Genomic DNA, 15,701 nt, shown 5'->3' on the forward strand with positions numbered 1-15,701 from the left:
TTCCCAGATGAAAACTGTGACCAAGACAGGTTCATTCATTTCCATGTTTACTCTAAGTTTTCTAGCTGTTTTTCGTGAAGGGGCAGAGACCATACTATTTTATGTAGGAATTTTACCGAGAATATCTCGTTTTGACTTTATTCTAGGTATTTCTCTAGCTTTGTTGGTCTTGCTAGTTATCGCATTCCTGATGAACAAAGCGAGTCAATTTATTCTCCCTCACAAGATCTTCTTTATCCTGACATGGATGATTTATGCTCTTGCCTTTAAGATGCTAGGTGTTAGCGTACATGCTCTGCAGCTGACCAATATGGCTCCAAATCACTTAATATTAGGTTTCCCAACGATCGACCTATTGGGTATCTATCCAAGTTGGGAAGGTTTAGGAAGTCAGCTAGTCTTTTTGATAATTGTTTTGGTTGTCACATTGAGACAGGGTGAAAAGTAGATGGATACAAAAAAATTGACAATCGTTGAACATCTGGTAGAATTTAGAAAGAGGTTCATTGCTGTTATAGCCTGCTTTTCTATAGTCTTTTGTGGAGCTTTATTGTTTGCAGATCAGCTTTACTACTATCTAACTCAGTCCTTTAATCAAAAATTGATTGTATTAGGTCCAAATGATATTCTGTGGATTTATTTTCGTTTAGCGAACCTAATGTCCTTTACTATTACTCTACCTTTTACAATTTATCAGATTTGGAGTTTTATCAAACCAGGCTTGAAAATAGAAGAAGCAAGAGCCATTTTTGCCTATATTCCAGCTAGTTTTATTTGCTTTCTACTTGGACTAGTCTTTGGATTCTACTTTGTAACGCCTGCCTTACTTCAAGTGCTTTTAGGACTAGGGGAAGGATTATTTGAAACCCAATTAACAGCTCAGAACTACTTAGACTTTGTTTTTCAAACAACTGTCCCTTTGGCATTCATCTTTGAATTGCCAGTCATTATCGCTTTTTTAACGTCGATTGGCTTGATTGGACCAAGGTTCTTAGTTACCTATAGACGTTATGCCTACTTTATTTTATTGGTGCTAGCTGTTATTTTGACACCAGCTGATTTTATCAGCGATTTAGCCATGACAATTCCTTTAATCTTGCTCTATGAGCTTAGTATTGCAATTAGCAAGAGAATAATAAAGAAAAAAATGAAAGGAGAAAAGAATGGGAATCTTACGTGATATCGGTGCTCCAGGATTGATTATCATTGTTCTAGGTGCACTCTTAATCTTTGGACCAAAACGTTTACCAGAACTGGGTGAATCAATCGGTAAAATGCTGTCTGAGTTTAAGAAGGCAGTTAAAGGACTTAGTGACCAAGAACAGGAAAAATAATCTATTCCATCATCATAAATAAAAACAAGAAAGTTAGGAACTGTAGTTGTCTAGATAAATTTGAACAGTTTCCTAGCTTATTTTTGTATTCTAAAAAATGTGTTTAAGTTTTCTTTAAGGTTTGTATTATATTCTAAAGAACTCTATATTAACCGAACGTTGAGAGGAGAATATAGAGGATAACCTAATTTTATTTCTTAATTTGTTATGGTCTTTCCAGATTTAGTAAGGCATTGTTCACTTTTTACCTTAAATGGTGTGTTGATTAGACTAAATGACGCTCTGTCTTTTCTTCATGATAAAGATAGATTGTGATATAATAGATGGTAATGAGTTTTTTAGAATAAACTAAAGGAGAATATAAATGATCTATGCAGGAATCCTAGCCGGAGGAACTGGCACACGCATGGGAATCAGTAATTTACCAAAACAATTCTTGGAGTTGGGTGATCGACCTATTTTGATCCACACAATCGAAAAATTTGTCTTAGAACCAAGTATTGAAAAAATTGTGGTTGGAGTTCATGGAGACTGGGTGTCACACGCTGAGGACCTAGTTGACAAGTATCTTTCTCTCCACAAGGATCGCATCATCATTACCAAAGGTGGGGCTGATCGCAATACCAGTATCGAGAAGATTATTGAAGCTATTGATGCCTATCGTCCAATCACTCCAGAAGATATCGTGATTACCCACGACTCTGTTCGTCCATTTATCACACTTCGTATGATTCAGGACAATATCAAACTTGCCCAAAATCATGATGCGGTTGACACAGTAGTAGAAGCAGTTGATACCATTGTTGAAAGTACTAATGGTCAGTTTATCACGGATATTCCAAATCGTGCTCACCTCTATCAAGGTCAAACACCTCAGACATTCCGCTGCAAGGATTTCATGGATTTGTATGGTTCCCTATCTGATCAAGAAAAGGAAATCCTGACGGATGCATGTAAGATTTTTGTTATCAAAGGAAAAGACGTTGCCCTAGCTAAAGGGGAATATTCAAATCTTAAAATCACAACTGTGACAGACTTGAAAATCGCGAAAAGCATGATTGAGAAAGACTAAGGCTATGATTAATCAAATTTATCAACTGACCAAACCAAAGTTTATCAATGTAAAATACCAAGAAGAGGACATTGATCAGGAGAATCATATCCTTATTCGTCCAAATTATATGGCGGTTTGTCATGCGGATCAACGTTACTATCAAGGAAAACGCGATCCAAAGATATTGGCTAAAAAGCTTCCAATGGCCATGATTCACGAGTCTTGTGGAACTGTTATTTCCGATCCAACTGGGACTTATGAAGTCGGTCAAAAGGTAGTTATGATTCCCAATCAACCGCCTATGCAGAGTGACAAGGAGTTCTACGAGAACTACATGACAGGAACCTACTTCCTATCTAGTGGTTATGATGGCTTTATGCGAGAATTTGTCTCTCTTCCAAAAGATCGTGTTGTGTCTTATAATGACATTGAGGACACAGTTGCAGCCATAACTGAGTTTGTAAGTGTTGGCATGCATGCCATGGATCGTTTCTTAAATCTTGCTCATAGCAAGCGAGAGCGCATTGCAGTTATCGGAGATGGCAGTTTGGCCTTTGTGGTTGCTAATATTATCAATTACACCTTGCCAGAAGCAGAGATTATCGTCATTGGTCGCCATTGGGAAAAATTGGAGCTCTTCTCTTTTGCAAAAGAGTGCTACATCACGGATAATATCCCAGAGGATTTGACCTTTGATCATGGATTTGAGTGTTGTGGTGGTGATGGCACAGGACCAGCTATCAATGACCTGATTCGCTATATTTGTCCGCAGGGAACGATTCTCATGATGGGAGTGAGTGAATACAAGGTTAATATCAATACACGAGATGCTTTGGAAAAAGGATTGTTATTAGTGGGATCGTCTCGCTCAGGACGCGTTGATTTTGAGAAGGCTATTCAAATGATGGAAGTCAAAAAGTTTGCGAATCGACTGAAGAATATCCTTTATGTTGAAGAACCTGTGAGAGAAATCAAGGACATTCACCGTGTCTTTGCTACAGACCTGAATACTGCTTTTAAAACAGTATTCAAGTGGGAAGTGTAGAAGATGGAGGTTAATTGTGGAGAAACTCATCAAAGAAAAAATTTCTTCTTTACTATCTAATGAAGAGGAAGTACTCAGTGTTGAACAGTTGGGAGGCATGACCAACCAAAACTATTTGGTTAAAACAACCAACAAACAGTATATTGTGAAATTTTTTGGTAAAGGGACTGAAAAACTCATCAATCGTCAAAATGAAAAGTACAATCTTGAACTTTTAGAGGATTTAGATTTAGATGTCAAAAATTATCTCTTTGATATTGAGTCAGGGATCAAAGTAAATGAATACATCGAATCGGCAGTAACTCTTGATTCAACATCTATCAAATCCAAGTTTGAAAAGATTGCACCAATTTTACAAACCATCCACGCTTCAGGGAAAGAATTAAGAGGAGAATTTGCTCCCTTTGAGGAAATCAGCAAATATGAATCCTTGATTGAGGGACCTATCCCCTATGAAAACTATGAAGCTGTAAGAAAAGATGTATTTTCACTAGAAAAGAGATTGGCTGATTTGGGTATTGATAGAAAGTCCTGTCATATCGATTTGGTACCAGAAAACTTTATCGAGTCACCACAAGGTCGTTTGTATTTGATTGACTGGGAATACTCTTCTATGAATGACCCGATGTGGGATTTGGCAGCTCTTTTCTTAGAGTCTGAATTTACAAAGCAAGAGGAAGATGATTTCCTTTCCTACTATGAAAGTGACAAAACGCCTGTATCACGTGAGAAGATTCGTATCTATAAAATCTTGCAAGATACTATCTGGAGTTTGTGGACAGTGTACAAAGAAGCTCAAGGGGCTGATTTTGGAGATTACGGTGTCAATCGTTACCAAAGAGCTGTCGAAGGTTTGACTTATTATGGAGGTTAGGATGAAGAATAAAAATGGTGTTTCCTTTGGTCTGCTCTCTGGTATCTTCTGGGGATTAGGTCTAACGATTAGTGCTTATATCTTTTCAATTTTTACAAATCTTTCACCTTTTGTGGTGGCTGCTGCTCATGATTTCTTGAGTATCTTTATCTTGTTAGCTTTTCTTTTGGTAAAAGAAAGAAAAGTTCGTCTTTCGATTTTCTTAAATATTCGAAATGTGAGTGTAATTATCGGTGCTTTACTAGCAGGACCTATTGGTATGCAGGCCAATCTTTATGCGGTTAAATATATTGGTAGTTCTCTAGCTTCATCTGTATCGGCTATTTACCCAGCAGTTTCAGTTTTACTAGCCTTCTTCATTTTGAAACACAAGGTTTCAAAGAATACAGTATTCGGTGTTTTCTTGATTATTGCAGCGATCATTGCTCAAACCTACAAGGTTGAACAAGTAAACTCGTTTTACATTGGGATTCTTTGTGCCCTTATCTGTGCCATTGCCTGGGGGAGTGAAAGTGTTCTCAGCTCCTATGCTATGGAAAGTGATTTAAGTGAAATTGAAGCCTTGTTAATTCGACAAGTAACCTCATTCTTGTCCTATCTTGTGATTGTGCTCTTTTCTCACCATTCATTTGCAGAAGTGGCAGATGGGCAATTATTCGGCCTCTTGATTGTCTTTGCGGCCTTTGATATGATTTCCTACTTAGCTTATTATATCGCCATTAATCGTTTGCAACCTGCGAAAGCGACAGGTTTGAATGTGAGCTATGTAGTTTGGACTGTCTTATTTGCAGTTATTTTCTTGGGTGCACCGCTAGATATGCTGACAATCATCACTTCACTTATTGTTATGGCTGGTGTTTATATTATTATTAAAGAATAAAGGAGATTCGTGTGAAAGCGATTATTTTAGCAGCGGGCTTAGGAACTCGTCTGCGCCCTATGACTGAAAATACCCCAAAAGCTTTGGTTAAGGTTAATCAAAAACCCTTGGTAGAATACCAAATCGAGTTTTTGAAAGAGAGAGGAATTGATGAGATTATCATCGTTGTCGGTTACCTCAAAGAACAATTTGACTACCTAAAAGAAAAATATGGTGTCCGTTTAGTCTTTAACGACAAGTATGCTGATTACAATAACTTTTACTCACTTTATCTAGTAAAAGAAGACTTAGCTAACAGCTATGTCATCGATGCAGATAACTATCTTTTCAAAAATATGTTTCGAAACGATCTTAAACGTTCTACCTATTTTAGCGTTTATCGTGAAGACTGTACCAACGAGTGGTTCTTAGTTTATGGTGATGACTACAAGGTTCAAGACATTATTGTTGACAGCAAGGCTGGTCGCATTCTGAGCGGAGTTTCATTCTGGGATGCACCAACTGCTGAGAAGATTGTTGACTTTATTGACAAAGCTTACGAAAGTGGTGAATTTGTTGATCTCTACTGGGACAACATGGTTAAGGATAATATCAAAGAATTGGATGTCTATGTCGAAGAATTAGAAGGAAATAGCATCTATGAAATTGATAGTGTAAAAGATTACCATAAATTAGAAGAGATTTTATCTACTATTGAGTAAGGAAATAGAAGAAGGCTTGGGCCTTCTTTTTTTGTGTATTTTATAACAAGAATGTTTGATATTGATTGTATTCTTTAAATGAAACAAAAATTACAAAAAAATGAACAAAATAAAACAAAAATTATTGACAACGATTTCATATAGTGTTATACTTATTTCATAAAAGATAATTGAAAGAAGGGAAAATGTTATGGGATTAGATCATTTCTTTGACAAAAACCTGGTGTTTTGCTTAGAAGCGGATAATCAAGAACAACTCTTTGATCAGGTAGCAAGCTTGTTGGAAGAACGAGGAATTGTCACTCCAACTTATCGTGAAGCCTTGATCACGCGTGAAAAGTCATTTCCAACTGGTTTAGATATGGAATTTCTAGGTAAGGACTTGCCAAATGTAGCGATTCCTCATACAGATATTGTTCATAATCTAGCTGAGAAAGTAGTGGTTGTTCGATTAGAAAAACCAGTAACTTTTCACAATATGATAGCTCCTGATAAGGAAGTAGAAGTATCCCTACTCTTCTTTATCATTAACAACTCAAGTTCAAGTCAAACAAATATTCTGGCTCAGTTGATGGACTTTTTCACAGGAAATGGACATCTGGAAGATTTATCAAAAATTTCCGAACCAGAAAAACTTTATGCTTACATTGCTGAAGCAACCGCTTAATCTTGTCTATTAAAATATAAAATCGGAGGAAATCCAAATGATTAAAATTCTTGCTGCCTGCGGTGCAGGTGTTAACTCAAGTCACCAAATTAAAAGTGCTCTAGAAGAAGAACTTTCAAACCGTGGTTATGATGTTCACTGTGATGCAGTTATGGTTAAAGATGTAAACGAAGACCTTATCAAGGGCTACGATATCTTTACACCAATCGCTGCAACTGACCTTGGTTTTGAACCTGGTATTCCAGTAATTGAAGCTGGACCAATCTTGTTCCGTATTCCAGCGATGAGCGCTCCAGTATTTGACAATATTGAAGCAGCTATCAAAGAACACGGACTAAGCTAATTTATTCTTTATCTTGTTAACATTCATATAACTAAAAAAACGGGAGGAACTATTATGGATGTCATTATCAATCTGGCCAACGATATCTTCAAACCTATCTTGGCTATGGGTGGCCCTATCATCATGCTGATCATTTTGACAGTATTGGCCCTACTTTTTGGAGTGAAATTCTCCAAAGCACTTGAAGGTGGTATCAAACTTGCCATCGCCCTTACTGGTATCGGTGCTATCATCGGTATGCTTAACGGAGCTTTCTCAGCATCACTTGCGAAGTTTGTTGAAAACACTGGTATCCAATTGAACATCACTGACGTTGGTTGGGCACCACTTGCTACAATCACTTGGGGATCTGCTTGGACACTTTACTTCTTGCTTGTAATGTTGATTGTCAACGTTGTGATGCTTGCAATGAAGAAAACAGATACACTTGACGTCGACATCTTCGATATCTGGCACTTGTCAATCACTGGTCTTTTGATCAAATGGTATGCAGACAACAACGGAGTTAGCCAAGGGGTTTCACTTTTCATCGCAACTGCAGCAGTTGTCCTTGTAGGTGTTTTGAAAATCATCAACTCTGACTTGATGAAACCAACATTCGACGACCTTCTTAATGCACCAAGTTCATCACCAATGACTTCAACACACATGAACTACATGATGAACCCAGTTATCATGGTTTTGGATAAGATTTTTGAAAAATTCTTCCCAGGTCTTGATAAATATGACTTTGATGCTGCTAAATTGAACAAAAAAATCGGTTTCTGGGGTTCTAAATTCTTCATCGGTTTCATCCTTGGTATTGTTATTGGTTTGATGGGGACGTCCACACCCAGTTGCTGGAGTAGAAGATGCATCTTCATGGGAACTTGTTATTAAAGGTTGGTTGTCTCTTGGTTTGACAGCCGGTGTAGCTTTGGAACTCTTCTCACTTATCGGATCATGGTTCATCGCAGCCGTAGAACCACTTTCACAAGGTATTACAAACGTTGCTACTAAACGTCTTCAAGGACGTAAATTCAACATCGGTCTTGACTGGCCATTCATCGCTGGTCGTGCTGAAATCTGGGCTTGTGCTAACGTACTTGCTCCAATCATGCTAGTAGAAGCAGTGCTTCTTTCAAACGTCGGTAATGGTATCTTGCCACTTGCAGGTATCATCGCTATGGGTGTGACTCCAGCTCTCTTGGTTGTTACACGTGGTAAATTGCTCCGTATGATTATCTTCGGAACACTCTTGTTGCCTCTCTTCCTTCTTTCTGGTACTCTTATCGCACCATTCGCAACTGAACTTGCTAAAGGTGTAGGTGCCTTCCCAGAAGGTGTGAACCAATCTCAATTGATTACTCACTCAACTCTTGAAGGACCAATTGAAAAACTATTTGGTTGGGCAATCGGTAATGCTACAACAGGTGATATCAAAGCAATCCTTGGTGCAGCAGCCTTCCTTGTATTCTATGTAGGTATCTTTGCTTGGTATAGAAAACAAATGATCAAACGTAACGAAGAATACGCAGCAAATGCTAAATAATTCGCTCCTATAAAATGTAAATTGTGAAAACTAGGTTGTTAATTTCCTACATTGGGAGTGGCAACCTAGTTTTTTATATAAAGATCTAAAAATAGTTGGAGAACATTATGGTAATTGAAATCAAATCAGACCAGTTAACGGTCCAGTTTAAAACCTTAGGTGGCGCCTTGTCGTCGATCAAGGATCGAGAGGGCATTGAGTATCTGTGGCAAGGAGATTCCACTTACTGGAGTGGACAAGCGCCTGTACTTTTTCCAATCTGCGGCTCTTTAAGAGAAGATACAGCCTTCTACAGTCATGCAGATGGAACGGAGACGAAAGGAAACATTCCTCGCCATGGTTTGGTTCGCAAGAAAGAATTTGAATTAGTTGAACAGACAGAAAACAGTGTTACTTTTGCTATCGAAGATGATGAGAATACTTATCAAAACTATCCTTATCACTTCCGCCTTGAAATCACTTATCTAGTGACTGGCAAGACTGTTCGTACTCAATACAAGATTTTCAATAAAGAAACTAATAAAGTAATGCCATTCTTTATAGGAGGACATCCAGGATTTAATTGTCCTCTGCTAGATGGCGAAACTTATGAAGATTACTATTTAGAGTTTGAGAAAGAAGAGACTTGCTCTGTTCCCCGTCCTTTCCCAGACACTGGCATGTTAGACTTTCAAGATAGAAGTCCATGGTTGGATTCGCAAAAGGAAGTGGATCTCAGTTACGATCTGTTTAGTGTTGATGCAGTGACTTTGGATGAGTTGCAATCTAAAACAATTGCCCTTCGTTCTCGTAAACATGAGAAGGGATTAAAAGTACACTTCCAAGAGTTTTCAAATCTCATCATTTGGTCAACTTTGAATAAGGGACCATTCATTGCTTTTGAACCATGGTCTGGCTTGTCAACATCTCTTGAAGAAGGAAATCATCTAGAAGATAAGAAGAATGTTCGTCTCCTAGAACCTGATCAAGTAGATCAGATTGGCTTTGATATTGAAATATTTTAGATAAAAAACCACAAAAACAAACATTTACTGTTGACTTTTTCTATAAATAGGAGTATATTATGTTTGTAAGCAACAAATGATGTTTGTAACAAACAAATAATCACTTGTTATATTCTCTTTCGAGGAGAAAGTTTGTTTCTAGGAACTTGATTTCCTAGACTTGGATAAGCTATCGAACAGCTTATTCAATCAAATTTGTCAATAAACTGCTAGAAAGTCTTTTGTAGGTAAACTGCTAACTATAAAAGTCTTTACTAGCCTAGAATAATAAAAAGGAGTATACAATATGTCTATTGTTATCGGTGCAGATGCTGCAGGTTTGAGATTGAAAGAAGTTGTGAAAGACTTCTTGGAAAAAGAAAACTTCCACGTTGTGGATGTTACAGCTGAAGGTCAAGACTTTGTTGATGTGACTCTTGCTGTTGCTGCAGAAGTAAACAAAGAAGAACAAAACCTTGGTATCGTGATTGATGCTTATGGTGCTGGTCCTTTCATGGTTGCAACAAAAATCAAAGGAATGGTTGCTGCAGAAGTATCTGACGAACGTTCAGCTTATATGACTCGTGGTCACAACAACTCACGTATGATCACTATGGGTGCACAACTTGTTGGTGATGAATTGGCTAAAAATATTGCTAAAGGTTTTGTTAACGGTAAATACGACGGTGGACGTCACCAAATTCGTGTTGATATGTTGAACAAAATGTGCTAATTAGATTACAGTAAGAAAGGTAAGATAAAAATGAGAATTGCAATTGGATGTGACCACATCGTAACAGATGAAAAAATGGCGGTTTCAGAATTTTTGAAATCAAAAGGATATGAAGTCATTGACTTTGGTACTTATGACCACACACGTACTCACTACCCAATCTTTGGTAAAAAAGTTGGTGAAGCTGTTACAAGCGGTCAAGCCGATCTTGGGGTATGTATCTGTGGTACTGGTGTTGGTATCAACAACGCTGTAAACAAAGTCCCAGGAGTTCGTTCTGCCTTGGTTCGTGATATGACAACAGCTCTTTACGCAAAAGAACAATTGAACGCCAACGTTATTGGTTTTGGTGGTAAAATCACTGGTGAATTGCTCATGTGTGATATCATTGAAGCTTTCATCAATGCTGAATACAAACCATCAGAAGAAAACAAAAAATTGATTGCGAAAATCGAGCACGTTGAAACTCACAATGCTCATCAAGCAGATGCAAACTTCTTTACAGAATTCCTTGAAAAATGGGATCGCGGTGAATACCACGACTAAGAGGTGACGCATGATTTTAACAGTCACGATGAATCCATCCATTGATATTTCTTATCCTTTGGATGAATTGAAAATTGACACTGTCAACCGTGTGGTGGACGTGACCAAGACAGCTGGTGGTAAAGGTCTCAATGTTACACGAGTTCTTTCAGAATTTGGTGATTCTGTTGCTGCTACTGGTTTGGTCGGTGGTAAACTTGGTGAGTTTTTAGTAGAGCATATCGATGATAAAGTAACGAAATGTTTCTTCTCCATTCAAGGAGAGACTCGTAACTGTATCGCTATTCTACACGGAGACAATCAAACAGAAATCCTTGAAAAAGGTCCCGAAGTTCTTGAACAAGAAGGGCAAGATTTCTTGGTTCATTTCGAGCATCTCCTTGACACTGTGGAAGTAGTTGCTATCTCTGGTAGTCTGCCAGCCGGGCTTCCAGTTGATTACTATGCGAGCTTAGTAGAACTTGCTAATCAAGCTGGTAAACCTGTAGTTTTGGACTGCTCAGGTGCAGCTCTTCAGGCTGTTCTTGAATCATCACATAAACCAACAGTCATCAAACCAAATAATGAGGAATTGTCTCAGCTTCTTGGGAAAGAAGTTGCTGAGGATTTGGATGAATTAAAAGAAGTTCTTCAAGAGCCTTTATTTGCAGGGATTGAGTGGATAATTGTTTCACTTGGTGCAAATGGTGCTTTTGCAAAACATGGGGACACTTTCTATAAAGTAGATATTCCAAGAATTCAGGTAGTGAACCCTGTCGGATCTGGAGATTCTACTGTGGCAGGTATTTCATCAGGACTTCTTCATAAGGAATCTGATCAAGAACTCCTCATCAAGGCCAATGTCCTTGGTATGCTCAATGCTCAAGAAAAGATGACAGGTCATGTCAATATGGCTAACTATCAAGCTCTATATGATCAATTAATAGTAAAAGAGGTATAAAATGGCTTTAACAGAAAATAAACGCGCTTGCTTGAAAAAACTCTCAGATGAAAACGGCATTATCTCAGCTCTTGCCTTTGACCAACGTGGCGCTTTGAAACGTCTCATGGCTCAATACCAAACAGAGGAACCAACTGTGGCTCAAATGGAAGAACTCAAAGTCTTGGTAGCAGATGAATTGACAAAATACGCATCCTCTATGCTTCTAGACCCAGAGTATGGACTTCCAGCTACAAAAGCGCTTGATCCAAATGCTGGTCTTCTCCTTGCTTATGAGAAAACAGGTTATGACACAACTAGCACTAAACGCTTGCCTGACTGTTTGGATGTTTGGTCTGCCAAACGCATCAAAGAACAAGGCGCAGATGCAGTCAAGTTCTTGCTTTACTATGACGTAGACAGCTCTGACGAACTCAACCAACAAAAACAAGCCTACATCGAACGCATCGGTTCAGAGTGTGTGGCAGAAGACATTCCTTTCTTCCTTGAGATCTTGGCTTACGATGAAAAGATTGCTGATGCAGGTTCAGCAGAATACGCAAAAGTGAAGCCACACAAGGTTATTGGTGCTATGAAGGTCTTCTCAGACCCACGCTTCAACATCGATGTCTTGAAAGTGGAAGTTCCAGTCAACGTCAAATACGTTGAAGGCTTTGGTGATGGAGAAATCGTTCATACTCGTGAGGAAGCAGCAGCCTTCTTCAAAGCACAAGATGAAGCGACTAACTTGCCATATATCTACTTGAGTGCAGGTGTGTCAGCTAAACTCTTCCAAGAAACCCTTGTCTTTGCTCACGAATCAGGCGCAAACTTCAACGGCGTTCTTTGTGGCCGTGCAACCTGGGCAGGATCAGTTGAAGCCTACATCAAAGACGGTGAAGCAGCAGCTCGTGAATGGCTACGCACAACTGGATTTGAGAACATTGACGAACTCAACAAAGTTCTCCAAACCACAGCGACTTCATGGACTGAACGTGTATAAGTTTTCCCCCTAATCTTAGGAACATTGATCTAAATAAAAATTTTAAAAAAAGTTGAATGTAAAGGTTTACAAAAAAACTTACTTATGCTATACTTAAATCACAAGTTAATACAAGGTGAGTGTTACTAAGTAATATTAGGCATGATCACAGGTGGATTAGAAATCAAAGGATTTTCTAGTTCATTTGTGGTCATTTTTTATACTCATATACCTTTAAGAGATAAAAGGAGGTTGCCATGTATCGAATTCTAAACCCAATGAATCACAACGTCTCGCTTGTCAGAAATGACAAAGGAGAAGAGGTGATTGTGATTGGTAAGGGGATTGCATTTGGGAAAAAGAAGGGGGATTTGATTGCTGAAGATCAGGTTGAGAAAATCTTTCGGATGAAGACAGAAGAGTCCAGGGAAAATTTTATGGCTCTTCTCAAAGATGTTCCGCTGGATTTTATCACAGTGACCTATGAGATTATTGATAAGCTATCAAAGAAATATTATTATCCGATTCAAGAGTATCTCTACGTAACCTTGACAGATCATATTTACTGTTCTTACCAAGCTCTAGCACAAGGAAGGTACAAGGATAGTAATCTGCCAGATATTTCCACTAAGTATCCTGTCGCTTTTCAAATCGCAAAGGAAGCTTTTACAATCTATCGTCAGAAGTTGACAGATCATTTCCCTGAGGATGAAATTATTCGGATCGCTTATCATTTCATCAATGCCGAAGGGGAGAATGAGGTGGAACTTGTGGAGTCGATTGATAAGAGGAAAGAAATTCTCAGGAATGTCGAAGAAGTGCTAAAGGGTTATGCAATTCAACGAACCAAAGAGAATAATCATTTCTATGATCGTTTTATGATTCATCTCAACTATTTTTTGGATTATTTAGACCGTTCCAGAGATGATAATCAATCACTTCTGGATATGGAAGATCATATTAAACAATCCTATCCAAAAGCGTTCGAGATTGGTTCCAAGATCTATGATGTGATTACGCAACATACGGGTCTTGATTTGTATAAAAGTGAACGAGTTTATCTAGTTCTACATATCCAACGTTTATTGTCATAAAAATTTAATTAAAAATACATAAGGAGAATTCTATCATGAATAGAGAAGAAGTAACATTGTTAGGTTTTGAAATCGTAGCCTATGCTGGCGATGCACGTTCAAAACTATTGGAAGCCTTGAAGGCTGCTGAAGCTGGCGATTTTGCGAAAGCAGATAGCTTAGTCGATGAAGCTGGTTCTTGCATCGCGGAGGCACACCACGCGCAAACAAGTCTATTGACTAAGGAAGCAGCTGGTGAAGATTTGGCCTATAGTGTAACCATGATGCATGGCCAAGACCACTTGATGACGACTATCTTGTTAAAAGATTTGATGCACCATTTAATCGAACTCTATAAGAGAGGAGTTAAGTAATGAATAAATTAATTGCTTTTATAGAGAAAGGGAAACCTTTCTTTGAAAAACTATCTCGTAATATCTATCTTCGTGCTATCCGTGATGGTTTCATTGCAGGGATGCCTGTTATTCTCTTCTCAAGTATCTTTATCTTGATTGCCTTTGTTCCTAACTCATGGGGCTTTAAATGGTCTGATGATGTTGTTAATCTCCTCATGAAACCTTATAGCTATTCAATGGGGATTCTAGCTCTCTTGGTAGCTGGTACAACAGCTAAGTCATTGACCGACTCAGTAAACCGTAGCATGGAAAAAACCAATCAAATCAACTATATGTCAACACTTTTGGCAGCAATTGTTGGTTTGTTGATGTTGGCAGCTGATCCTATCGAAAATGGTCTAGCTACTGGATTCTTGGGGACAAAAGGTTTGCTTTCAGCCTTTCTTGCTGCCTTTGTAACTGTAGCCATCTATAAGGTTTGTGTTAAGAACAACGTCACTATTCGTATGCCTGACGAAGTTCCACCAAATATCTCACAAGTCTTTAAAGATGTGATTCCATTCACTCTATCAGTGGTTTCTCTTTATGCTCTTGATTTACTAGCTCGTCATTTTGTTGGTGCAAGCGTAGCTGAATCAATCGGTAAATTCTTTGCACCATTATTCTCTGCTGCTGATGGTTATCTAGGTATTACGATTATCTTTGGTGCCTTTGCCTTCTTCTGGTTTGTTGGTATCCATGGTCCATCTATCGTTGAACCAGCAATCGCAGCGATTACCTATGCAAATGCCGAAGTCAACTTGAACCTTCTCCAACAAGGGATGCACGCTGACAAGATTCTTACTTCTGGTACACAAATGTTTATCGTTACCATGGGTGGTACGGGTGCGACACTGGTTGTTCCATTCATGTTCATGTGGTTGACCAAATCGAAACGAAATCGTGCAATCGGACGCGCTTCAGTAGTTCCAACTTTCTTTGGTGTAAACGAACCAATCCTGTTTGGTGCACCACTTGTCTTGAACCCGATTTTCTTTATTCCATTTATCTTTGCGCCAATTGCCAACGTATGGATCTTTAAATTCTTCATTGAGACGCTTGGCATGAACTCATTTACAGCCAACCTTCCTTGGACAACACCAGGACCGCTCGGTATTGTTCTCGGTACAAACTTCCAATTCTTGTCATTTGTACTTGCTGCTTTGTTAATCCTTGTTGACGTAGCCATTTACTATCCATTCCTCAAGGTTTATGATGAACAAATCCTTGAAGAAGAGCGTTCAGGTAAAGCCAATGATGAATTGAAAGAAAAAGTAGCAGCAAACTTCAATACTGCTAAAGCAGATGCTATTCTTGAAAAAGCAGGTGTAGAAGCAGCGCAAAACACAATCACTGAAGAAACCAATGTCTTGGTTCTCTGTGCAGGTGGAGGAACAAGTGGTCTCCTCGCAAATGCTTTAAATAAAGCAGCGGAAGAATATAAAGTTCCTGTCAAGGCAGCAGCTGGTGGCTATGGAGCTCACCGTGAAATGCTTCCAGAGTTTGATCTGGTTATACTTGCTCCTCAAGTTGCTTCTAACTTTGAAGATATGAAAGCAGAGACCGACAAACTTGGTATCAAACTTGCCAAGACAGAAGGTGGCCAATACATAAAATTGACTCGCGATGGAAAAGGCGCTC

The 15,701-nt window shown here is 38.6% G+C and carries 18 protein-coding genes and 1 pseudogene; all 19 read left to right on the plus strand.

Annotation, left to right across the window (positions count from 1 at the left end; genetic code table 11):
- Positions 1 to 448, plus strand: a 448-nt coding sequence (locus SORDD27_RS10170; RefSeq protein ID WP_231069279.1) for an FTR1 family protein, incomplete at its 5' end; no start/stop codon positions are given.
- Positions 449 to 1,180, plus strand: a complete 732-nt coding sequence (tatC, locus tag SORDD27_RS03150) for a twin-arginine translocase subunit TatC (protein ID WP_061427258.1) — start codon at positions 449 to 451, stop codon at positions 1,178 to 1,180.
- Positions 1,164 to 1,334: a twin-arginine translocase TatA/TatE family subunit gene (gene tatA, locus SORDD27_RS03155; protein ID WP_049484393.1), complete on the plus strand. Its 171-nt coding sequence runs from the start codon at positions 1,164 to 1,166 to the stop codon at positions 1,332 to 1,334. Before tatC ends, tatA begins: the two co-directional genes overlap by 17 nt.
- A gap of 364 nt (positions 1,335 to 1,698) precedes the next feature.
- Positions 1,699 to 2,406 carry an IspD/TarI family cytidylyltransferase gene (locus tag SORDD27_RS03160; protein WP_000638514.1) on the plus strand — a complete coding sequence of 236 codons (708 nt, stop codon included), beginning with the start codon at positions 1,699 to 1,701 and terminating at the stop codon, positions 2,404 to 2,406.
- Between the two features lie 4 nt (positions 2,407 to 2,410).
- Positions 2,411 to 3,433: a ribitol-5-phosphate dehydrogenase gene (locus tag SORDD27_RS03165; RefSeq protein ID WP_061427260.1), complete on the plus strand. Its 1,023-nt coding sequence runs from the start codon at positions 2,411 to 2,413 to the stop codon at positions 3,431 to 3,433.
- 16 nt (positions 3,434 to 3,449) lie between these two features.
- Positions 3,450 to 4,307 (plus strand): phosphotransferase family protein, encoded by an 858-nt coding sequence (locus tag SORDD27_RS03170; RefSeq protein ID WP_061427262.1) that lies wholly within the window; start codon positions 3,450 to 3,452, stop codon positions 4,305 to 4,307.
- A gap of 1 nt (position 4,308) precedes the next feature.
- Positions 4,309 to 5,187, plus strand: coding sequence for a DMT family transporter (locus SORDD27_RS03175; RefSeq protein ID WP_000791842.1), 879 nt, complete (start codon positions 4,309 to 4,311; stop codon positions 5,185 to 5,187).
- Between the two features lie 11 nt (positions 5,188 to 5,198).
- Complete coding sequence (locus SORDD27_RS03180) at positions 5,199 to 5,888, plus strand: sugar phosphate nucleotidyltransferase (RefSeq protein ID WP_061427264.1); 690 nt, start codon at positions 5,199 to 5,201, stop codon at positions 5,886 to 5,888.
- A gap of 190 nt (positions 5,889 to 6,078) precedes the next feature.
- On the plus strand, positions 6,079 to 6,555 hold the full coding sequence (locus SORDD27_RS03185) for a PTS sugar transporter subunit IIA (protein ID WP_044020843.1): 477 nt from the start codon (positions 6,079 to 6,081) through the stop codon (positions 6,553 to 6,555).
- A 37-nt stretch (positions 6,556 to 6,592) separates the two neighbouring features.
- Positions 6,593 to 6,898, plus strand: a complete 306-nt coding sequence (locus tag SORDD27_RS03190) for a PTS sugar transporter subunit IIB (RefSeq protein WP_000590551.1) — start codon at positions 6,593 to 6,595, stop codon at positions 6,896 to 6,898.
- A gap of 54 nt (positions 6,899 to 6,952) precedes the next feature.
- Positions 6,953 to 8,429 (plus strand): annotated as a pseudogene (locus SORDD27_RS03195) (PTS galactitol transporter subunit IIC).
- Positions 8,430 to 8,536: 107 nt separating this feature from the next.
- A complete protein-coding gene (locus tag SORDD27_RS09620) occupies positions 8,537 to 9,433 on the plus strand; it encodes an aldose 1-epimerase family protein (protein WP_081103341.1) in 897 nt (298 codons plus the stop codon).
- A gap of 286 nt (positions 9,434 to 9,719) precedes the next feature.
- Positions 9,720 to 10,145, plus strand: a complete 426-nt coding sequence (gene lacA, locus SORDD27_RS03205; protein ID WP_000029277.1) for a galactose-6-phosphate isomerase subunit LacA — start codon at positions 9,720 to 9,722, stop codon at positions 10,143 to 10,145.
- 30 nt (positions 10,146 to 10,175) lie between these two features.
- Positions 10,176 to 10,691 carry a galactose-6-phosphate isomerase subunit LacB gene (gene lacB / locus SORDD27_RS03210; RefSeq protein WP_001216921.1) on the plus strand — a complete coding sequence of 172 codons (516 nt, stop codon included), beginning with the start codon at positions 10,176 to 10,178 and terminating at the stop codon, positions 10,689 to 10,691.
- Between the two features lie 10 nt (positions 10,692 to 10,701).
- Positions 10,702 to 11,631, plus strand: coding sequence for a tagatose-6-phosphate kinase (locus tag SORDD27_RS03215; RefSeq protein WP_061427266.1), 930 nt, complete (start codon positions 10,702 to 10,704; stop codon positions 11,629 to 11,631).
- A 1-nt stretch (position 11,632) separates the two neighbouring features.
- A complete protein-coding gene (gene lacD, locus SORDD27_RS03220) occupies positions 11,633 to 12,613 on the plus strand; it encodes a tagatose-bisphosphate aldolase (RefSeq protein WP_061427268.1) in 981 nt (326 codons plus the stop codon).
- Between the two features lie 236 nt (positions 12,614 to 12,849).
- Positions 12,850 to 13,686 carry a PRD domain-containing protein gene (locus tag SORDD27_RS03225; protein WP_061427270.1) on the plus strand — a complete coding sequence of 279 codons (837 nt, stop codon included), beginning with the start codon at positions 12,850 to 12,852 and terminating at the stop codon, positions 13,684 to 13,686.
- 35 nt (positions 13,687 to 13,721) lie between these two features.
- Positions 13,722 to 14,039 (plus strand): PTS lactose/cellobiose transporter subunit IIA, encoded by a 318-nt coding sequence (locus SORDD27_RS03230; protein ID WP_001078317.1) that lies wholly within the window; start codon positions 13,722 to 13,724, stop codon positions 14,037 to 14,039.
- On the plus strand, positions 14,039 to 15,701 hold a 1,663-nt coding region (locus SORDD27_RS03235; RefSeq protein WP_061427272.1), incomplete at its 3' end, for a lactose-specific PTS transporter subunit EIIC. The genes SORDD27_RS03230 and SORDD27_RS03235, both read left to right, overlap by 1 nt.

The organism is Streptococcus oralis, from assembly GCF_001579025.1.
Taxonomy (GTDB): domain Bacteria; phylum Bacillota; class Bacilli; order Lactobacillales; family Streptococcaceae; genus Streptococcus; species Streptococcus oralis_X.